The organism is Pseudomonas sp. LBUM1652, from assembly GCF_059716105.1.
In genome coordinates this window covers 3733176-3753741 of record NZ_CP166804.1, presented here as the reverse complement: position 1 = coordinate 3753741, position 20566 = coordinate 3733176, and the positions used below count along the sequence as shown (strand labels likewise).

General features: G+C 59.2%; 21 protein-coding genes. 9 read left to right on the top strand and 12 right to left on the bottom strand.

The window, feature by feature from the left end:
* The first annotated feature begins 1 nt into the window (after position 1).
* Positions 2–355 carry a DUF1428 domain-containing protein gene (locus ACA069_RS16865; RefSeq protein WP_187680494.1) on the top strand — a complete coding sequence of 118 codons (354 nt, stop codon included), beginning with the start codon at positions 2–4 and terminating at the stop codon, positions 353–355.
* A 110-nt stretch (positions 356–465) separates the two neighbouring features.
* Here the strand turns inward: ACA069_RS16865 and ACA069_RS16860 are convergent, their stop codons facing one another.
* The gene (locus ACA069_RS16860) at positions 466–660 is read right to left on the bottom strand and encodes a hypothetical protein (protein WP_497614456.1); all 195 of its coding nucleotides are present in this window, start codon (positions 658–660) and stop codon (positions 466–468) included.
* Between the two features lie 105 nt (positions 661–765).
* Here ACA069_RS16860 and thpR point away from each other — a divergent pair, with 105 nt between their 5' ends.
* Complete coding sequence (thpR, locus tag ACA069_RS16855; RefSeq protein ID WP_187680496.1) at positions 766–1284, top strand: RNA 2',3'-cyclic phosphodiesterase; 519 nt, start codon at positions 766–768, stop codon at positions 1282–1284.
* A 236-nt stretch (positions 1285–1520) separates the two neighbouring features.
* Here the strand turns inward: thpR and ACA069_RS16850 are convergent, their stop codons facing one another.
* The 5 genes from ACA069_RS16850 to ACA069_RS16830 form a co-directional block, all read right to left on the bottom strand.
* Positions 1521–2618, bottom strand: a complete 1098-nt coding sequence (locus ACA069_RS16850) for a polyamine ABC transporter substrate-binding protein (protein ID WP_401264451.1) — start codon at positions 2616–2618, stop codon at positions 1521–1523.
* 107 nt (positions 2619–2725) lie between these two features.
* A complete protein-coding gene (locus ACA069_RS16845; RefSeq protein ID WP_401264454.1) occupies positions 2726–3601 on the bottom strand; it encodes an ABC transporter permease subunit in 876 nt (291 codons plus the stop codon).
* Positions 3598–4479 carry an ABC transporter permease subunit gene (locus tag ACA069_RS16840; protein ID WP_187680546.1) on the bottom strand — a complete coding sequence of 294 codons (882 nt, stop codon included), beginning with the start codon at positions 4477–4479 and terminating at the stop codon, positions 3598–3600. Before ACA069_RS16840 ends, ACA069_RS16845 begins: the two co-directional genes overlap by 4 nt.
* A 29-nt stretch (positions 4480–4508) precedes the next feature.
* Entirely contained in the window at positions 4509–5651 is a 1143-nt protein-coding gene (gene potA / locus ACA069_RS16835) for a polyamine ABC transporter ATP-binding protein (protein ID WP_187680499.1), read from the bottom strand.
* A 249-nt stretch (positions 5652–5900) separates the two neighbouring features.
* A complete protein-coding gene (locus tag ACA069_RS16830) occupies positions 5901–6662 on the bottom strand; it encodes a gamma-glutamyl-gamma-aminobutyrate hydrolase family protein (RefSeq protein ID WP_187680500.1) in 762 nt (253 codons plus the stop codon).
* A gap of 282 nt (positions 6663–6944) precedes the next feature.
* On the opposite strand from ACA069_RS16830, the gene ACA069_RS16825 reads away from it, so the two are divergent.
* From ACA069_RS16825 to ACA069_RS16810, 4 genes are all read left to right on the top strand, one after another.
* On the top strand, positions 6945–8321 hold the full coding sequence (locus ACA069_RS16825; protein WP_489881479.1) for a glutamine synthetase family protein: 1377 nt from the start codon (positions 6945–6947) through the stop codon (positions 8319–8321).
* Between the two features lie 263 nt (positions 8322–8584).
* Positions 8585–10075, top strand: a complete 1491-nt coding sequence (locus tag ACA069_RS16820) for an aldehyde dehydrogenase (RefSeq protein ID WP_497614453.1) — start codon at positions 8585–8587, stop codon at positions 10073–10075.
* Positions 10076–10127: 52 nt separating this feature from the next.
* A complete protein-coding gene (locus ACA069_RS16815; RefSeq protein WP_187680503.1) occupies positions 10128–11411 on the top strand; it encodes an NAD(P)/FAD-dependent oxidoreductase in 1284 nt (427 codons plus the stop codon).
* A gap of 369 nt (positions 11412–11780) precedes the next feature.
* Positions 11781–12329, top strand: coding sequence for a cupin domain-containing protein (locus tag ACA069_RS16810; RefSeq protein ID WP_042558757.1), 549 nt, complete (start codon positions 11781–11783; stop codon positions 12327–12329).
* A 337-nt stretch (positions 12330–12666) separates the two neighbouring features.
* Here the strand turns inward: ACA069_RS16810 and ACA069_RS16805 are convergent, their stop codons facing one another.
* The 3 genes from ACA069_RS16805 to ACA069_RS16795 form a co-directional block, all read right to left on the bottom strand.
* Positions 12667–12909, bottom strand: a complete 243-nt coding sequence (locus tag ACA069_RS16805; protein ID WP_497614450.1) for an acyl carrier protein — start codon at positions 12907–12909, stop codon at positions 12667–12669.
* A gap of 283 nt (positions 12910–13192) precedes the next feature.
* The gene (locus ACA069_RS16800) at positions 13193–13480 is read right to left on the bottom strand and encodes a fructose-bisphosphate aldolase (RefSeq protein WP_497614449.1); all 288 of its coding nucleotides are present in this window, start codon (positions 13478–13480) and stop codon (positions 13193–13195) included.
* Positions 13481–14090: 610 nt separating this feature from the next.
* The gene (locus ACA069_RS16795; RefSeq protein ID WP_497614447.1) at positions 14091–14522 is read right to left on the bottom strand and encodes a hypothetical protein; all 432 of its coding nucleotides are present in this window, start codon (positions 14520–14522) and stop codon (positions 14091–14093) included.
* A gap of 221 nt (positions 14523–14743) precedes the next feature.
* Here ACA069_RS16795 and ACA069_RS16790 point away from each other — a divergent pair, with 221 nt between their 5' ends.
* The 3 genes from ACA069_RS16790 (at position 14744) to ACA069_RS16780 (ending at position 16899) form a co-directional block, all read left to right on the top strand.
* On the top strand, positions 14744–15166 hold the full coding sequence (locus ACA069_RS16790) for an HD domain-containing protein (RefSeq protein ID WP_401269402.1): 423 nt from the start codon (positions 14744–14746) through the stop codon (positions 15164–15166).
* 141 nt (positions 15167–15307) lie between these two features.
* Positions 15308–16327 carry an AbrB family transcriptional regulator gene (locus ACA069_RS16785; RefSeq protein ID WP_497614445.1) on the top strand — a complete coding sequence of 340 codons (1020 nt, stop codon included), beginning with the start codon at positions 15308–15310 and terminating at the stop codon, positions 16325–16327.
* Between the two features lie 125 nt (positions 16328–16452).
* Entirely contained in the window at positions 16453–16899 is a 447-nt protein-coding gene (locus ACA069_RS16780) for a hypothetical protein (RefSeq protein ID WP_497614443.1), read from the top strand.
* Here the strand turns inward: ACA069_RS16780 and ACA069_RS16775 are convergent.
* From ACA069_RS16775 to ACA069_RS16765, 3 genes are read right to left on the bottom strand one after another with little or no spacing between them, the layout of a single operon-like run.
* Positions 16884–17909 carry a DUF2955 domain-containing protein gene (locus ACA069_RS16775; RefSeq protein WP_497614442.1) on the bottom strand — a complete coding sequence of 342 codons (1026 nt, stop codon included), beginning with the start codon at positions 17907–17909 and terminating at the stop codon, positions 16884–16886. The genes ACA069_RS16780 and ACA069_RS16775 overlap by 16 nt on opposite strands.
* On the bottom strand, positions 17899–19017 hold the full coding sequence (locus tag ACA069_RS16770; RefSeq protein WP_497614440.1) for an HlyD family secretion protein: 1119 nt from the start codon (positions 19015–19017) through the stop codon (positions 17899–17901). The genes ACA069_RS16775 and ACA069_RS16770 overlap by 11 nt, the downstream gene beginning before the upstream one ends.
* A complete protein-coding gene (locus tag ACA069_RS16765) occupies positions 19010–20563 on the bottom strand; it encodes an efflux transporter outer membrane subunit (RefSeq protein ID WP_497614438.1) in 1554 nt (517 codons plus the stop codon). Before ACA069_RS16765 ends, ACA069_RS16770 begins: the two co-directional genes overlap by 8 nt.
* Positions 20564–20566: the final 3 nt, after the last annotated feature.

Sequence of the window (20566 nt, the reverse complement as noted above, 5' to 3'; positions counted from 1 at the left end):
CATGGCTTACATCGATATTTTTGTAGCGCCGGTCCCGACTGCCAATCGTGAACAGTACAAAAAACACGCCGAAATCGCGGCAAAAATCTTCAAGGAGTACGGCGTCCTGAGTGTGGCGGAATGCTGGGGTGATGATGTCCCCGACGGCAAAGTTACGTCGTTCCCGATGGCGGTCAAACTCAAGGACGGTGAAACCGTGGCGTCGGGCTGGCTAATCTGGCCGGACAAGGCCACCCGCGATGCGGGCATGGCGAAAATGATGGAGGACCCCCGCATGCAACCGGACGTCAACCCGATGCCGTTCGATGGGCAGCGGATGATCTTCGCCGGGTTCAAATACCTCATTGAACCTTGATTCCCTTGTAGGAGCTGTCGAGTGAAACGAGGCTGCGATCTTTTGATTTTGTTATGAAAGATCAAGATCAAAAGATCGCAGCGTGCCGCAGTTCCTACGGGTAACCGGGGTCACTCGGAGGAGTGGGTGATCCGGCAGCCCTTGCGGTTGCGTATCTGCTCGTCCGTTGGCCGTTCGCGGACGAACGCAAAACGCGGTTCGCCTTCGCTGTAATGCACCAGCCAGCCCCATTCCAGTTCGGCTTCATCCTGCCCGGGGCTCGGTGGTCTGGCCCACCACGGTTCTTTGCTGAGGATCTCGCGCATGGCGTCCTCCGGTTGATGGCAATCCTTGAACTATAGACTTGTGTGGCGAGTCGTCAGAAAGGGACGGGTAGAATCGGCGATCACGAACCTTAAAGGAGTCAGGCCATGACGGATGAAAAGCGGCTGTTCTTTGCCCTCGACTGCCCACCAGCGCAGCGCAAGGCGATTGCTCAGTGGCGCAGCGAGTTGAGCCTGCGAGCCGGCAAGTCAGTGCCTGCGGATAACTTTCATCTGACGTTACTGTTTCTCGGCGCAGTGCCGTTGGCGCAGATTGGCGAGGTCTGCGAGGCCGCCAGCAAGGTACGCACGCCGGGGGAGGCGTTGAAAATTTCGCTGGATCGCGTGCAGGTCTGGCACCGTGCCGGGGTGTTGTCATTGGCGCCCGAGCAGGCACCGCAGGCGTTGCTGCGCCTGGTCTATGCGCTGGAACAGGCCATGCTGCCATTTGGTTTTGAAGAGCCGTCGCACGAGTTTCGCCCGCACCTGACGCTTGCCCGGGACTATCGCGCACCAGAGCCGGAGTCCGCCACGCCGCCTGAGTTCTTGCTGCGTGCCGAGCGTTTTGCCTTGTTCGAATCGCACAAGGGTCGTTACCGGATTGTGCAGGAATGGCCGCTGACCTGAGTGACAAAAAAAGGCGCCCGAGGGCGCCTGAAATTCACCTGAGCCGAGGGAGCCAGGTGAGGCCGTTCATTTGCAGGGTGCAGCGGTGGTAAGGCGCTGCGTGAACGGGAAAGCACTGCACAAAACCAGTGTGGGAGCGAGCCTGCTCGCGAAAGCTGTGGGTCAGGCAATGAATGGGTTAAGTGTGCCGACGCCTTCGCGAGCAGGCTCGCTCCCACAGTTGATTTGCGCTTGAATCACTTGCCGAGCTTCACCCGCGTCCAGCCGCGGGTCATGATGCGCTGGGTCGCTATCGGCTGATCGGGCACCGCATACAGCGTCGCCATCACCGCTTGCGACGGGTAAGAGCCCGGGTCGTTGCGGATCGCTTCGTCCACCAGCGGCGTGGCGGCCGAGTTGGCGTTGCTGTAGCCGTTGCTGTTGGTGATCTCGGCGATGATGTCCGGACGCATCAGGAAGTCCATGAACAGGTACGCGTTGTCGACGTTCGCCGCATCGCGCGGGATCGCGACCATGTCGTAGAAGCTGCCGGCGCCTTCCTTCGGAATGCTGTAGTTGATCTTCACCTTGTTGCCCGATTCCACCGCGCGGGCCTTGGCCTGCAGCACGTCACCGGAGTAACCGACCGCCACGCAAATGTTGCCGTTGGCCAGGTCCGAGATGTACTTCGAGGAATGGAAGTACGCCACGGATGGGCGGATTTTCATGAACAGCGCTTCGGCTTCGAGGATGTGCGCCTTGTCCTTGTCGTTCACCGGATAACCCAGGTAGTGCAGGGCGGCCGGGAGCATTTCGGTCGGCGAATCGAGGAAGCTGATACCGCAGGCTTTCAGCTTTTCAGCGTTCTCGGGCTTGAACAGCAAGTCCCAGGAATTGGTCGGGGCGTTGGCGCCGAGCACTTCCTTGACCTTGTCCGGGTTGAAACCGATGCCGATCGAGCCCCACATGTACGGAAACGCGTGAGCGTTGTCCGGATCACTGGCGGCGGCGTTTTTCAGCAGCACCGGGTTGAGATTCTTCCAGTTCGGCAGCTTCGATTTGTCCAGCGGCTGATAGACGCCAGCCTTGATCTGCTTGGCCAGGAAACTGTTGGATGGCACGACGATGTCGTAGCCGGATTTGCCCGCCAGCAAGCGCGCCTCAAGGGTTTCGTTGCTGTCGAAGACGTCGTAGGTCACACGGATGCCGGTCTCGTCTTCGAACTTCTTGACGGTGTCCGGCGCGATGTAATCGGACCAGTTGTAAACACGCAGCACCTTGTCGTTGGCTTGGGCGCCCATGACCATTGCGCCCATTAAGGACAGTGTCAGCAGAGTCCTGCCAAGCATTTTCATCGGTACAACTCCATTCTTTTTATTCACATTACGGAAAGCCCCTCACCCTAACCCTCTCCCAGAGGGAGAGGGGACTGACCGAGGGGCTGATTCCAGTTCCTGCAGGGTTATGCGGTGGCGGCGCGTGGCGGTTGCTGCCACGACTCGTTCGCGGTCTGATCCATCGCGTCCTGAATCGCACGTTTGCGGTTGGCTTCTGCCTTGCGGCCGAAGTACCAGACGAGGAAGGTCACCAGCGACACCGCCAGCAAAATCAGGCTGGCCACGGCGTTGATCTCAGGCTTCACGCCCAGACGCACCGCCGAGAACACTTCCATCGGCAGGGTGGTGGAGCCGGGGCCGGAGACGAAGCTCGCCAATACCAGGTCATCCAGCGACAGGGCAAAAGACATCATCCCGCCCGCCGCCAGCGACGGCGCGATCATCGGAATGGTGATCAGGAAAAACACCTTGAACGGCTTCGCCCCAAGATCCATCGCCGCTTCTTCGATCGACAGGTCCAGTTCACGCAGGCGGGCGGAGACTACCACCGCCACATAGGCTGCACAAAACGTGGTGTGGGCGATCCAGATCGTGACGATGCCACGCTCCTGCGGCCAGCCGATCAACTGCGCCATTGCCACGAACAGCAGCAACAGCGACAGGCCGGTGATCACCTCAGGCATCACCAACGGCGCGGTGACCAGACCACCAAACAGCGTGCGGCCCTTGAAGCGAGTCACGCGAGTCAGCACAAACGCCGCCAGCGTGCCCAAGGCGACAGCGGCAATCGCCGTGTAGCAGGCGATTTCCAGCGAGCGCAGCACCGAGCCCATCAGTTGCGTGTTGTCGAGCAGGCCGACGTACCACTTCACCGACCAGCCGCCCCATACCGTCACCAGTTTCGAGGCGTTGAACGAGTAGATCACCAGGATCAGCATCGGCAGGTAGATAAACGCCAGGCCGAAGATCAGCATGAATTTTGCAAAACCGAAGCGTTTCATCCCCGTGCCTCCATCTCTTTGGCCTGGCTGCGGTTGAACAGCAGAATCGGCACAATCAGGATCAACAGCATCACCACCGCCAGGGCAGACGCCACCGGCCAGTCGCGGTTATTGAAGAACTCTTGCCACAGCACACGACCGATCATCAGCGTCTCCGGGCCACCCAGCAGTTCCGGAATCACAAACTCACCGACCACCGGAATGAACACCAGCATGCAACCGGCAATAATGCCGTTCTTGGCCAGCGGCACGGTGATTTTCCAGAAGTTGTTGAAGTTGCTCGAACCCAGATCCGACGCGGCTTCCAGCAGGCTGCCGTCGTGCTTCACAAGGTTGGCGTACAGCGGCAACACCATGAACGGCAGGTAGGCGTAAACCACGCCGATATACACCGCCGTGTTGGTGTTGAGGATCTCGATCGGGTGATCGGTGAGCCCGGTCCACATCAGAAACCCGTTGAGCAAACCGTTGTTGCTGAGAATGCCCATCCACGCATACACGCGGATCAGGATCGCCGTCCAGGTCGGCATCATGATCAACAGCAGCAGGACGTTTTGCGTTTCCTTGCCGGTTTTGGTGATCGCGTAGGCCATCGGGAAACCGATCACCAGGCACATCAACGTGCTGAGTGCTGCGACCTTCAGCGAACCGAGGTAGGCGGACAGATACAGCTCGTCTTCGCCGAGCATGGTGTAGTTGCCGATGTTCAGCAGCAGCTGGAATTTCTGTTCGGCATAGGTGTAGATCTCCGAGTACGGCGGGATCGACAGCGCGGCTTCCGAGAAACTGATCTTCATCACCAGGAAAAACGGCAGCATAAAGAACAGGAACAGCCAGATGAACGGAATGCCGATTACCAGTTTTCGTCCGCTGGGCACCAGGCGCAGGAATTGCTGATTGAAGGTTCTCATGAGCGCAGTACCACGCCGCTGTCGTCTTCCCACCAGACGTAGACCGTGTCGTCCCAGGTCGGTCGCGCGCCACGGCGTTCGGCGTTGGCCATGAACGACTGGACGATCTTGCCTCCAGGCAATTGGACGTAGAACACCGAGTGACCGCCGAGGTAGGCGATGTCATGCACTTTGCCTTCGGACCAGTTGTAGCGAGTCTCTGGCTTGATCGTGCTGACGAGCATTTTTTCCGGACGAATCGCGTAGGTGATCGACTTGTCCTGCACCGAGGTGCTGACGCCGTGGCCGACGTAAATCTTCTGCTGCAAGTCCGGGCTGTGGATGATCGCGTGACCTTCAAGGTCTTCCACCACAGTGCCGTCGAAAGCGTTCACGTTACCGATGAACTCGCAGACCATACGACTGACCGGCGCTTCATAGATGTCGACCGGGCTGCCGATCTGGGCGATCCAGCCCAGGTGCATGATCGCGATGCGCTCGGCCATGGTCATGGCTTCTTCCTGGTCGTGGGTCACCATCACGCAGGTTACGCCGACGCGTTCGATGATCTCGACCAGTTCCAGCTGCATTTGCGAACGCAGCTTTTTATCCAGCGCACCCATCGGCTCATCGAGCAGCAGCAGCTTCGGACGCTTGGCCAAAGAGCGGGCGAGGGCGACGCGCTGGCGCTGACCGCCGGACAACTGATGCGGTTTGCGTTTGGCGTATTGGGTCATGTGCACCAGACGCAGCATTTCTTCGACGCGGGCGTCGATTTCGCTGGCCGGCAAACGGTCCTGCTTGAGGCCAAAGGCGATGTTCTGCGCGACGGTCATGTGTGGGAACAACGCGTAGGACTGGAACATCATGTTGATCGGCCGCTCATAGGGCGGCATGTCGGTGATGTCCACGCCGTCGAGCAGAATTCGCCCTTCAGTCGGGCGCTCGAAACCGGCGAGCATGCGCAGCAGGGTCGATTTGCCCGAACCGGAGCCGCCGAGCAGGGCAAAGATTTCACCCTGATGGATCTCCAGGGACACATCGTCCACGGCCGTGGTTTCGTCGAACTTCTTGGTCACGCGATCGACTTTCACCAGAACCTTTTTCGGTTGCTGATGACCTTCAAGAGCCTTCCTGTAAGTGCTGGAGGCGTTTGCCATGTGAAACTCCCAACAGATTTCAGTCGCCGGGCCAATGTGGCCTGGCTTAAGTGGATTGCAAGCCCAGGGCAACAATCCCCGTCACCACACGGCAGCGGGTTGCCCATTGCTTGTTCGGCGCCGCCGTCCTGGCTGCCTGGGTCGTACTTGTTGTTATTACGGTTTGTTGTTTTCACGGATGACGGATGCGCACACGCACAGCCGCCGACCCCGTGGGGGCAGTCAACAGTTATTGAATCCTGGGTTGTGTCAGCGCTTGTTGCGTCGCGCGGCCCGTTGCCGACAAGCCTCACCGAATGCCTGGAAAATCTTCAGGTAGTTCGGGTTGTCCAGCACCTGCCATTCCGGGTGCCATTGCACACCGAGGGCGAAGGTCGGGCTGTGCTCCACCGAGATCGCCTCGATCAGACCATCCGGCGCCACCGCTTCGGCGCGCAGGCCGGGAGCGAGGCGGTCGATGCCCTGACTGTGAATCGAGTTCACCTGGAACTCGCCCGGCAACTCCAGCGCTTCGAACACGCCGCCGCCAAGCACCGTGACGGCGTGAGCCGGTGCGTATTGCACAGCCACGTCCGGGCTGTCGGCTTCGCGGTGATCGAGCATGCCCGGCAGCTCATGCACCTTCTGATGCAGGCTGCCGCCGAAGGCCACGTTCATTTCCTGGAAGCCACGGCAAATGCCCAGCACCGGAACGCCCGCCGCAATGGCTGCACGCAATAAAGGAAGGGTGGTGGCATCCCGCGCCGGATCGTGATCCGTACCGGGAGCGCTGGCCGGGCCTTGATAGTGGAAAGGTTCCACATTCGAAGGAGAGCCGGTCAGCATCAGACCGTCGAGTTGACCGAGCAGGTCTTCGATTTCAGTCAGGTTGCCAAGGGAAGGAATGACCACCGGCAACCCCAGCGCCGCAACGCTGACAGCGCGAACGTACTTGTCGCCGCTGATGTGATAGGGGTGCAGGCCAATCTGTTTGACGCACGCTGTAACGCCGATCAATGGCTTGAATGCCATTTTTATTCACCTCGAAGTTTGACACTTGAACGAGCTTTTCCGGAGCTTAGCCTCGTTGATTTTAATTAACAACCGCCATGTAAAAAATTCTAAACGCCGCTCATCAAATCGTCAGGGTTTCTGGGCGTCTGGCGCTCGTATTGGCACGCAAGTGTTAAAAAAAGCCCTAAAAATAAAGGCTGAGCGGCAAGCTGTTCGCTATTGACTTCACTTTGCCGTTCGGGTTGACTGGCTCGGCGAAACAGCGGTGAACATAATAATTAACAGCTAAATAGGTGCATCATGTCGGTCCCTCTGCGTACCGTTCAACTCAACGAAGCAAACGCATTCCTTAAGAAATATCCTGAGGTTTTGTACGTCGACCTTCTGATTGCGGATATGAACGGTGTGGTGCGCGGCAAGCGCATCGAACGCACCAGTCTTCATAAGGTTTACGAGAAAGGCATCAACCTGCCGGCCTCGCTCTTCGCCCTCGACATCAATGGCTCCACGGTGGAAAGCACTGGCCTGGGTCTGGACATCGGCGACGCCGACCGCATCTGCTACCCGATCCCCGGCACCCTGAGCATCGAGCCGTGGCAGAAGCGCCCAACCGCGCAATTGCTGATGACCATGCACGAACTTGAAGGCCAGCCGTTCTTTGCTGACCCGCGTGAAGTGTTGGCCAACGTCGTGCGCAAGTTCGATGACATGGGCCTGACCATCTGCGCCGCGTTCGAACTGGAGTTCTACTTGATCGACCAGGACAACGTGAACGGCCGTCCGCAGTCGCCGCGTTCGCCGGTTTCGGGCAAGCGCCCGGTGTCGACTCAGGTCTACCTGATCGACGACCTCGACGAGTACGTCGACTGCCTGCAAGACATCCTCGAAGGCGCGAAAGAGCAGGGCATCCCCGCTGACGCCATCGTCAAGGAAAGCGCCCCGGCGCAGTTCGAAGTCAACCTGCATCACGTCTCCGATCCGATCAAGGCGTGCGACTACGCCGTCCTGCTCAAGCGTCTGGTGAAAAACATCGCCTACGACCACGAGATGGACACCACCTTCATGGCCAAGCCGTATCCGGGCCAGGCGGGCAATGGTCTGCACGTGCACATTTCGATTCTGGACAAAGAGGGCAACAACATCTTCGCCAGCGAGGATCCCGAGCAGAACGCCGCGCTGCGACACGCGATCGGCGGTGTGCTGGAGACCCTGCCTGCGCAAATGGCGTTCCTCTGCCCGAACGTCAACTCGTACCGCCGCTTCGGCGCACAGTTCTACGTGCCGAACTCGCCGAGCTGGGGCATCGATAACCGCACGGTTGCGGTACGTGTGCCAACCGGTTCCGCCGACGCCGTGCGTATCGAGCATCGCGTAGCCGGTGCTGACGCCAACCCGTACCTGCTGATGGCCTCGGTGCTGGCTGGTATTCACCATGGCCTGACCAACCAGATCGAACCGGGCGCGCCTGTCGAAGGCAACAGCTACGAGCAGAACGAGCAGAGCCTGCCGAACAACCTGCGCGACGCCCTGCGCGAGCTGGACGACAGCGAAGTCATGGCCCGCTACATCGATCCGCTGTACATCGACGTCTTCGTCGCGTGCAAGGAAAGCGAGCTGGCCGAGTTCGAAAACTCGATCTCTGACCTTGAGTACAACTGGTATCTGCATACGGTGTGATTGTTTGAGGGCCCCAAAAGCCCCTCACCCTAACCCTCTCCCAAAGGGAGAGGGGACTGACGGAGTTGTCTTGAGATATTCAGCGACCTGAACGATCCAGTCGATTATGGATTCGGCAAAGATTTTTCAGGTCGGCGGAGATTCTGAGCATCCCCCAATCGGTCCCCTCTCCCACCGGGAGAGGGCTAGGGTGAGGGCAGCCATCTCAAGCCAGACATCACAGCCAGACAACACCCCCAATTCCCCCTTGTCGAGCCACAACAATGACTACAACCCGCAACGACTGGGAACAACGCTTCCAGTCCCTGAGCATCGAATCCCGCGCCTTCATCAACGGCGAATACCGCCCTGCGATCAGCGGCGACACCTTCGAATGCCTGAGCCCCGTTGACGGCCGTTTCCTCGCCTCGGTGGCCAGCACCGATGAAGCCGACGCCAACCTCGCCGTTGAAGTCGCACGCCAGTCTTTTGAATCCGGCATCTGGGCGAAAAAAGCCCCGGCCGAGCGCAAGCGCATCCTGATCCGATTCGCCGATCTGATCCTGCAACACCAGGAAGAGCTGGCGCTGCTCGAAACCCTGGACATGGGTAAACCGATCAGCGATTCCATGAGCATCGACATCCCGGCGACCGCCAACGCGATCCGCTGGAGCGCCGAAGCCATCGACAAGATCTACGACGAAGTCGCCGCCACGCCGCACGACCAACTGGGTCTGGTTACTCGCGAACCGTCCGGTGTTGTCGCCGCAATCGTGCCGTGGAACTTCCCGCTGATCATGGCCAGCTGGAAGTTCGCCCCCGCGCTGGCCGCCGGTAACTCGTTCATCCTCAAACCTTCGGAAAAGTCGCCGCTGACTGCCATCCGCATCGCTCAGTTGGCGTTGGATGCAGGCATTCCAAAAGGCGTGTTCAATGTTTTGCCAGGCTTCGGTCACACCGTCGGCAAAGCATTGGCGCTGCACATGGACGTCGACGTGCTGGCCTTCACTGGCTCCACGGCGATTGCCAAGCAACTGATGATTTATGCCGGCCAAAGCAACATGAAGCGCGTCTGGCTCGAAGCAGGGGGCAAGAGCCCTAACGTGGTGTTCGCCGACGCACCGGACTTGCGCGCGGCAGCACAAGCGGCGGCCGGCGCCATTGCCTTCAATCAGGGCGAAGTCTGCACTGCCGGTTCGCGCCTGCTGGTCGAGCGTTCGATTCGCGAGCAGTTCATCCCGATGCTGGTGGAAGCGCTGCAAGCGTGGAAACCCGGTCACGCCCTCGACCCGGCCACCACTGTCGGCGCCGTGGTCGATCAGCGCCAACTCGACAACGTGCTGCGCTACATCAGCATCGGTCGCGAGCAGGGCGCTGAACTGATCGCCGGCGGCAAACGCACTCTCGAAGAAACCGGTGGCTTGTACGTCGAGCCGGCGCTGTTCGACGGCGTGACCAATGCCATGACCATCGCCCAGGAAGAAATCTTCGGCCCGGTCCTGTCGCTGATCACCTTCGACACCGCTGAAGAAGCACTGCAAATCGCCAACGACAGCATCTTCGGCCTCGCCGCCGGGGTCTGGACCAGCAACCTGAGCAAGGCGCACACCTTCGCCCGAGGCCTGCGCGCCGGCAGCGTGTGGGTCAACCAATACGACGGCGGCGACATGACGGCGCCGTTCGGTGGCTTCAAACAATCAGGTAACGGTCGCGACAAATCGCTGCACGCGTTCGACAAGTACACCGAGCTGAAAGCAACCTGGATCAAGCTCTGATTTTTCTAAAGCGGTGGTCGCCTTCAATGGGCGACCCTCGGAGAACAATAAAATGAAACAACAACACGTCAACAGCTACTACGCCGCCACCCGCAACGAAGTCATCGACTTCCCGGTTCTGGAAGAAGCGGTGGATTGCGATGTCTGCATCATCGGCGCCGGCTACACCGGCCTGTCCTCGGCACTGTTTCTCAGCGAGGCCGGCTATAAAGTGACCGTGCTTGAAGCGGCGAAAGTCGGCTACGGCGCCAGCGGTCGCAATGGCGGTCAACTGGTCAACTCCTACAGCCGCGACGTCGATGTGATCGAAGAGCGCTACGGCGACAAGACCGCAGAAATCCTCGGCAGCATGATCTTCGAAGGCGCCGACATCATCCGTTCGCGCATCAAGGACTACGACATCAAATGCGACTACCGCCCGGGCGGCATCTTCGCAGCGATGAACAAGAAGCAGCTCAACGGCTTGGCCGAACAGAAGCGCAATTGGGAACGCTACGGCAACCACAACCTGAAGATGCTCGATGCGGCGGACATTCGTCGCGAAGTCGGCTCCGACGCCTACGTCGGCGGCCTGCTCGACCTGCAGGGCGGTCACGTTCACCCACTGAACCTGGCCCTCGGTGAAGCCGCCGCCATCGTGCGTCTGGGCGGCAAGATCTATGAACAATCCGCCGCCGTGGAAATCACCTACGGCGAGCCAAACGTTGTGCGTACCGCCAAAGGCCTGGTGCGCGCCAAGTACCTGCTGATCGCCGGCAACGCCTACCTGCCGCAAGGCCTCGACAACCGCGTGACCGCGAAAAGCATGCCGTGCGGCTCACAGATCGTCGTCACCGAACCGTTGACCGTAAAACAGGCGCGCAGCCTGATCACCAACAACTACTGCGTCGAAGACTGCAACTACTTGCTCGATTACTACCGCCTCACTGCCGACAACCGACTGCTCTACGGCGGCGGCGTGGTCTACGGCGCCCGTGAACCGGACGACATCGAACAGCTGATCCGCCCGAAGATCCTCAAAACCTTCCCGCAGCTCAAAGACGTGAAAATCGATTACCGCTGGACCGGCAACTTCCTGCTGACCATGTCACGCATGCCGCAATTCGGCCGCATCGAGAAAAACGCCTACTACATGCAAGGCTACAGCGGCCACGGCGTCACCTGCTCGCACCTGGCTGGCAAACTGATCTCGGAAATGATCCGCGGCGACGCCGAACGCTTCAACGCCTTCGCCTCGCTCCCACACATGCCAATGCTCGGCGGCCGCACCTTCTCCGCACCGCTGACAGCCCTCGGCGCGGTCTACTACTCCCTGCGCGACCGCTTCGGCCTCTAAGTTAGCAATGTTCAAAATGTGGGAGCTGGCTTGCCAGCGATGACGGCCTGACAACCTCCACAAAGCTAACTGACACAAAAGAGATCCAACTGTGGGAGCGAGCCTGCTCGCGAAAGCGCCATATCAGCCAACATACATGTCGTCTGACACACCGCTTTCGCGAGCAGGCTCGCTCCCGCAGTGACTCTACTACCAAGGTAAGAAAGACTTTTCCCCCACCATCCATCGAACCTGCTGAGCTACACCATCAAACGTGATTTAATAGCCGCCTTTCACGGTTCCGGGACACGGGAGCAACGTGATCCGCGCCCCGGCGCGTCACCCGCCACCCACCCCCATTACCCTTAAGTACCTCAACATAAGGCAGTCATGGATACGGGTTCTCGACTCAAACTAGTACGCGAAAGCTACAAACTCTCCCAGCGCGAGCTGGCCCGGCGTAGCGGCGTGACCAATGCCACCATCTCCCTGATCGAACAGAATCGCGTCAGCCCCTCCGTCAGCTCCCTGAAAAAGCTGCTCGAAGGCATCCCGATGTCCCTGGCCGACTTCTTCACCTTCGACCAACCGCCGCGTGAGCATCAATACGTCTTCCGCGCCAACGAACAACCCGACCTCGGCCGCCATGGCCTGCGCCTGCTGCTGATCGGCGCCTCCGTGCCGAGCCGGCAGATGCGCTTGCTGCGCGAGCAATACGCACCGGGCGCGAGCTCCGGGGAAGAGCCGATTGTGCATTCGGAAGGTGAGGAGTGTGGGTTGGTGACGCGCGGGACTGTTGAGTTGACCGTGGATGGCTCGGTGAGTGTTTTGAATGCGGGGGATGGGTATTACTTTCCGACCACGCTGCCGCATAAGTTCCGGAATATCGGGGCGGATGAGGCTGAGATTATTAGTGCGAATACGCCGGCGAATTTTTGAAGAAAAGGATTTAATTCGTATAAAAATTTCCATGAAAGAGAAACCGCAGAGTAGCGGTTTCTCTTTTGAAGTTTGAGTTTAAATTTATCTTTGCTGGCAGCGGCCATCGCGTTTATCGGCTTCTTTACAGTCCTGTGAGTACACAGCTTTATCCCCGCGTACCGAATGGTCATTATGTACATTGCTAGCCATCGATGGGCTGCTGTATTTCCGTTGTCTAACTATCGTTGATCAGGACCATGACTGAACCTATAGAAACAACCGATAGAATCCGATATCTCATAGGGAAAGGATTCTGATGTTTGGAGTTGCAAGTGAAGTTTCTCAGGTGTTTTTGTCAAGGAAGATTGTTTTCGGCTAGATAATTTATAATTTCCTGAATGCTTGTTGCTTCATTTATTGTTCCTTCAGGGATGTCGATATGATATTCATCCTCTAACTCAAATATTATGCTGGATATATTTATGGTGTCTGCTTTTAAACTGTCTAGTCTGGCGTAGTTTTTTACAGCGCTCATGTCGTTTTTTAGTTCGGCTTGAACGATTTCTCTAACTTTCTCTTCAATTTTTTGAGTATTCATTGCAAGATTCCTTTAGTTTCTGTCTTAAGGGTTTGAATGCTGAAACTACCCTCGGCTGTAGTCTTTGCCTACTGTCAGAAATTACAGGGTTTAAGCTTTTTTTAGATATCTTTGTAATAACGGTGATAGTCGCTAATTCTATTTTGGTTTTAGTTCTCTGCTTGCTTTGTTGAAAAGGTGACTGTTGAAAAGGTGACAGATCTATTTTGTTAATGATCTGTCACCAGTGCTAATTATTGATCACTCGTGGTTGGGGGGGAGCCATTCCCACACTATTTTTCCTCTATATGGCGCTGTCAAACCCTCGTTGCTCAATAACCCGAAACACATCACTTACGTCCTGCACCATGATTCTGGCGATGTTGGTGACGGTGTTGATGTCACGCTCGGCGTAATCGGGGAGGCTGGTGCAGGCCATGAGGTCGAGGTATTTGAGGACGGCGTTGAGGCGTTCGGCGAGGCAGGCGTGAAGTTCACGCAGTGGGGAGTCGACGTCGATCAGGAGGACAGGGTGGTCGGTGGCTGGGTGGGACATGTGGGCGTAGTGGTGGAGCGGTTTTATTGTGGTCATGGTGTTAATCCTTAGTGAAGAAGAATTGCCACCGTTGTGCTGCGAATCAAAAGGGTGGCAGCTATGCGCGGGTTCGCAGACCGGAGAATTAACACCATGACCCGGCAGACCCGGAGGTCTCCCACGCACAACCGCCATAAAAACGTAGGCAGCCGGGAGCCGGCCGAGCCTGACGGAACAAGGTGTCAATCTTAAGGGCTGCGAAACCCTATCGCTAATTTAAGTTAGCGACAGCCCCACTCTAGGCAGCAATTCCCGCATCCACAACCGACCTGTAGGACGCAAACCCAACCCTGTGGCGAGGGGATTTATCCCCGATCGGCGACGCAGTCGTCGTAATCCGGGGCGTGCGGGGTGTCTGGAGAAATGAACTCGCCGGGTTGGGGCCGCTTCGCAGCCCATCGGGGATGAATCCCCTCGCCACAAGGGGTGTTTTCCTACGAGTTTTTCAGACTTCAAATTCGGTCGAATCTCAAATCATGGCTTTGTATGTTTGGTACAGGGGCTGCTTCGCAGCCCAGCGGGAGCAAGCTCCCTCGCCACGGTGATTGCATCGATATTTAAAAAGGGACACCCAGCGGTGTCCCTTTTTATGTGCGCTAAACAGCCGTTACTTCGCCTTCCAATCCCCACCCCCACTTTCACAATCAATCTTCGCCTGCCCCAGATTCTCCGCACCGTAGTAATAAGTAGTCACCTGCGCACCATCAGGAATATTCAACGCCTTGGCGTTTTTATCCTTGCTGGTGGAGTGCGGGTTGGCCAGGGATTCCTGGGTGAGGGTGGCGATGCAGGTGGCCTGGTAATGGTCATCGCACTGTTGGACCTTTTTCTTGACGGCGTTGACCATGTCTTTGCTTTCGTTGCTGCACGACCAGTCGATGGAATTGACGGGCACACCCTCATATTCGTAGCAGCTATGGCTCGAGACGGTGGGCACGGAGGCGCTGGAGGAGCGGGTTTCGACGTCGCAGCCTTCGGCCATGACGCAGGTGGGGATGACGCTGAAAGTGGCGATCAGAAGCAGGAATCGAATGTTCATCGGGCTTTCCTCTTCAATGGCGCCGGTTCTGATCAATGAGTGGGCGCTTATGGTTTCGAGATAGCGCAGGGGAAGGAGGTTCAATCAGGTTTTTGATTTGCGCTGTTCGAGTAGACTGAGAAACAATCGGACACATCTAGCGCCCCAAGGATTGGAATATTGCCCATGATTGAAATCTGTAGCCGCAATGGCACATCCGTTTCGCGCATTCGGAGACTTCCATGACGCAAACACTGGAACGCGCAATCGCCATCGCCGCCACTGCGCACGCGGGGCAGGTGGACAAGGGCGGGGCGCCGTACATTCTGCATCCGCTGAAAGTGATGTTGCGCATGACCACGCTGGAGGAACGCATCGTCGCGGTGCTGCACGATGTGGTCGAGGATTGCGATATCAGCCTGGATGACCTTCGCAAGGAAGGTTTCAGCGAAGAGGTGCTGAGCGCTATCGAATCAGTTACCAAAGTGCCGGGCGAGTCCTATGAGGATTTCGTCGAGCGCGCGGCGCAAAACCCGATCGGCCGGGTCGTGAAACTGGCGGATCTGGAAGAGAACAGCGACCTGTCGCGGATCGCCTCGCCGAGTTGGGAGGATCTGGAACGAGTCGAAAAATACCGTCGCGCAATCGGTCGGTTGCGCTCATAAAAATGGACACGCCCCTGTAGGAGCTGCCGAAGGCTGCGATCTTTTGATCTTGTTTTTTAGATTCAAAGTCAAAAGATCGCAGCCTGCGGCAGCTCCTACACGGGATCGTGTCGGGTCAGTTGAATAGCCAGGAAGGCGAATATGAAATCCATTCTATGTTTGTTGATCGCCGCCGGTTTTGGAGCTGTGTTGCAGTCTCTGGGTGTACCTCATGGCTTGCTGCTGGGGTCGATCCTCGTTACTGCGTTCGTCGTCACTAAATCCGGTTTTGCACCCGCGACACCTTATGGTTTGGGCTACATCCAGGTCACGCTGGGCATCGCCACCGGGCTGATGTTCGAAGCGTGGGACAGTGCGACGGCGTCGACGATGTTGCCGAGTCTCGGCGTGTTGCTGCTGTGCTTGACGGTGCAGATTGCCTTGGCCGGATGGTGGCTGACGCGCGGGGCAGGGTGGAACCGCACGGATGCGCTACTCGCGGTGTATCCGGGGGCACTGGCGGCGGTGTTCGATTTGCTCGAGTCGGAGAAGGCGTCGAGCAAGGTGATCATCGTGCACCTGATGCGATTACTGCTGATCACCGTGCTGGTGAGCTTTTTGATTCCGGGGCAGGTGTCGGTGGCTGCTGTTGAAAGCGATCCGTTGACCACCGGCATGGCGTTGACGGTTTTCTCGGTAATCGGCTTGAGCGTCGTGCTCGGTCGATTGCTGCTGGTGATCGGCGTGCCAGCGCCCTTCATGCTCACGGCGATCATCATCACTGCAGTCTTTGTAAAAGCAGGCTGGTTGCACGGTTTTCACATGCCCGACTGGAGCTTGAATCTGGCGGCGCTGATTCTCGGCGTGCGCATCGGCTCGCGGTTTCAGGGTTTGGGCGTCAGGGAATTGGGCCTGCATGGCCGCACGGCGCTGGTCTCGGTCGGGGTGATGATCGTGGTGGCGGCGGCATTTGCCGAAGGGGCGGCGCGATGGTTGGGCAGCGATCCGCTGTCTCTGTGGCTGGCGTACATGCCGGGGGCGATCGAGACGATTGCGATTGTCGCGTTTGCCGGCGGGCTGAATGTGGTGTTTATCCTCACTCACCACTTGGCGCGGATGGTGCTGCTGCATTTTGCGCCGGCGTTGTTGGTGCAGGTGCGGCGGGTGCGGGAAGAGTCCTGATTACACATCATCCGTCGCGGTGAGGGAGTTTGCTCCTTCACCGCTTAAATGAGTTTGTCACTGGTGAACTACACTATTTGATTACCCCGCATCACAGCCAACGCCAGGCCCCGCCGGAGGTAATCATGAACCGTTTGTCGTCCACCGCTCTCTTGATCGCCGCTCTTTGCGCCACGCAAGCCAATGCGCAAACCATCGTCCCGCTCAAGGGCCAGACTTCGCAACAAACCCAGATCGACATGAACGACTGCCATTCGGTCGCCGCCAGTTCCACCACTTCAACCCCGCAAACCGGTGGTCGCCTGAGGGGCGCTGCCGTCGGTGCTGCGGCCGGTGCAACAGCGGCTGAGGTGCGCGGCCGTCAGCACGATGAGTTTTATGATGCGGTCGACGATGATCGCAAGCAGGATTACCGGCAGAACCGCGCCGGGCAATCGGCTGCCGCCGGCGCGGTGGTGGGTGGTGCGCGACAGCGTCAGGATCGACGTGCGCAGAGCAAGACTGATGCAGCAGCCAGTTCCAGTGCTTACACCGGGTGTCTGCAAGGGCGCGGCTATCAGGTCACGCCTTGACGGCTGGGTTTGTGCGCTTCGAGCAGGCGCATCATCAACGCGCTGTAGAGCGTCACCAGAATGAACAGACCCATGCGCACGGCGAACGCGCTGTAGACGTCTTTGCCCGCGGCGCTGTCCTGCACCGATTGGCCGAGCAGGATGATCATCGTCACCAAGGTGTTGAGCCAGAAGCCGGGGCTGAAGGTTGTCGGGCTGAGGCGATAGAGTTTGCGCGCCAGCCACAGCCCGAACAGCAGCGTCCACAGAAAGAACATCCACACATGCACGAACAGGCTCAAGCCACACCAGAGCAGCACGGCCAGCAAGCCTCCGAGCAGGGTCGAGCCGAGCAGTTCGCGCCCGGCGTGATGGGTGTGGGGCGTGGAGCTTTGCTGGCCGAGGCTGACGGCTTTGAGGATGATCGGCAGGTAACTGGCCGGGTCGCTCAGGGCCAGTAGAAACGTCGGCAGCACGATCAGCGTGGCGCGCAGGGCTACGCGCGGGACTTCGTCGGCAGGCATTGCGGGCGGCTTGGGCGGGACGGGGCTATCAGGCCGCTCAGGAAACAGCGCGTGGCTGACACCGACCACCGCGACCGCCAGCAACAAGCCTTTGACGAGGGCGCCGATCACCGCCATCGCCAGATCGAATTCGGCAAATCCGGCGGCAGAAATCATGGTCATGCCGATCACCAGAAAGGTCACGATCAACGGGTTACCGCCGCGCAGGCCAAAGCGAAACACCACAAACAAACCGAGCCCAATCAACAACACACCACTCACCGGGTAATAGCGCAGCAACGGCACCAGCAGCAGGCCGATGCTTGTTGTCAGCGCGGCAACCAGTGCCAACACTATCGCGCCTTTGAGCGGTAATGGCCTTGGCAGACTGGCCAGCAACAACACCGCCAGCACGGGCGAAATAAACGCCAGCGGAAGCGCCAGCGCATAACTGGCGGCGGTACACAGCGCGGTGCCGAACGCCAGGCGCAAGGCCCGTTGCGCCGGGACGCTGCGCTCAGTAGGCATACGACAGCCAGCTCATCAGCCCGACAAACAAGCGCCCCAACGGGTTGAGCGGATTGCCTTCGCTGGGGAAGGCCATGACTTCCGCCTGACCGCCGGCACGGATGGCGCGGCTGTCGATCAGGCGTTTTTTCGCCTCTTCAGTGAATTCGATGATCACCGGAAAACGTTGCGCCGGACGCAGCCAGTCGCGGCTGTTCTGGATGCTCGGCAGGGTGCCGGGCGCCGGCGTCTGGCCGACACTGACGCCATAGCCGACGCTGCGCACCCGGCCGTCGAGGACTTCGCCGGGCAGTGCGTCAAGGACGATGGCCACCGGGGTTCCAGGTTGCACGCGGCCGAGGTTGTTTTCGGTCAGGTCAGCGCTGATCCATACGTCGTGGATCGCTATCAGGGTCATCAGCGGGCTGCCGGCGGCGGTGAACTGGCCGACGTCGGTGCGCAGGTCGGTGATCAACCCGGCCGAGCGTGCGCCGATGCGGGTGTTGGCCAGATCCAGCTCGGCTTTGGCCAGTGCCGAGGCGGCGCTGCGTAACTGCGCGTTGGTGTCGGTATTGCCACCTTCCTGTTCCTGCGCCCGTTGCACTTCGGCGCGGGCGGCGGCAACTTGGGCGACCGCTTGTTCACGGTTGGCTCGCGACACCTCAAGAAGACGGACGGAGACCGTGCCGGGATCTTGTTTGTACAAACCCTCGAGGCGCTGATTGTCCTGTCGTGCCTTGAGTTCGTTGGCTTGCGCGGCCCTTAAGGAAGCCTGTGCCGAGGCGATTCCGGCGCTGCTCGCGCCGACCTGACGTCGGGTCGATTCCAGATCGGCTTTTGCTCGATCGACGGCGATTTGCAGCGGCTGTGGATCAAGTTCGAAGAGGGTGTCGCCCGCTTTCACATCCTGGTTGTTGCGCACGTTGACCCGAATCACCCGACCCGCGACTTCCGCCGCCACCGGAATCACGAACGCACCGACCCGCGCCTGCTGGGTGTAGGGCGTGTAGCGGTCGGCGAGCAGATACCAGGCCAGGCTCAGTACGATCAGCAGTAGCACCCAGCGGATGCCTTTTTTCGCTGCGTCGGGCCGGGCAGGGGCAGGAGCGGGCGTCGTGTTTTCAGTCATGGCGGCTTTCCTGCGATGGAAGGGGATACGCCGGTTGGGCGGGTGGCGCGGTGAGCAAATCGCCCCAATCGGTGCGTTGTTGCATCTGTTGTCGGGTCGGCTCGTCAATCTGCGGCGCGTTGCTCTGCCAGCCGCCTCCGAGGGATTTGTACAGCGCGATCAGATTGCTCACGGCGTTGCTGCGGCTGACCAGATAGTTGTCCTGTAACTCCAGCAGCGCACGTTGGGCGTCGAGCACTCGCTGAAAGTCCGAATAACCTTCGCGGTATTGCGTGTTGGCCAGCACCAGCGAACGCCGCGCTGCGCCTTCGGCCTCACGCAAAATGCGTTCGCGTTCCAGCGCCTTGCTCAAGCCACTGGCGGCGTCGTCAGCCTCGCGCGCGGCTTGCCGAACCTTGTCGCGATAGGCTTCGATCAGTTGTTGCAAGCGTGCGTCCTGCACCCGTACGTTATTGCGGATGCGGCCGTAATCGAAGATGTTCCAGCGCAGGCTCGGGCCGCCAATCAGGTCGAGGCTGCGTGGGGTGGCGCCGAGGGAATCAGTCGACCAGACGATGCTGCCGAGCAAGGTCAGCGACGGGTACAGATCAGTCTCGGCAACACCGACCAGCGCCGATTGCGCGGCGACATTCAGCTCCGCCGCGCGCACGTCCGGGCGGCGCAGCAGCAGGTTGGCCGGGACGTCTTGCAGCACGGCGCGATCCAGCAATGGAATCAGCCCGGTTTGTTCGGCCAGCATCGCTGCGCCACCGGGCGGCTGGCCGACGAGCACCGCCAGGGCATTGCGCGTGCGCAGCAATTGGTCTTCGAATGCCGGAATGCTGCTCAGCGTGCCGAGGTATTGGGTTTTCGCCTGTTGCAGGTCGAGTTCGGCGCTCTGGCCGCTGGTGAAAAGCTTTTCGGTGATCTCGAAATTGCGTTTTTGCTGGACGGCGTTTTCCCGGGCGACGCGCAGTCGTGCTTCGGTGGTGCGCAGGGAAAAATAGGTGTCGGCGACTTGCGCGCGCAGCAGTACAAGGGCGTCTTCGTAGTTGGCCTGAGCGGCGAAGTAGCTGGCATCGGACGATTCGATGGCGCGACTGAAGCGCCCCCAGAAATCCAGCTCCCAACCGATATCGAAAGCGGCGCTGTGTTGCCAGAAGTGCAGATCCTGCGGGTTGCTGCCGCCGGACTGGTGGCGGTCGATGTAGAGGCTGTCGACCCCGACCTGTTGCAGTTGCGGGTAGCGGCCGCTTTCGGCGATGCCCAGTTGGGCGCGGGCTTCGAGCACCCGCAGGCCGGCGATTTTCAGGCTGCTGTTATGTGCATCCGCTTCGGCAATCAGGCGATCCAGCACCGGGTCGGCGAATACCTGCCACCACTGGCGCAGGTCTGGCTGGGCCGCACGTTCGCTGGCCTGCTCCAGCGCTGCGCTGTTCCATTGCTTGCTCCAGGCTTCGGCCGGCGGCTGGAAATCCGGCCCCAGACGCACACAGCCGCTGAAGCTCAGCGCGCCGAGCAACAACAGGTGACCGGGCCGCGTCAGCAGGGCTGTCGGTGCAGGCATTGC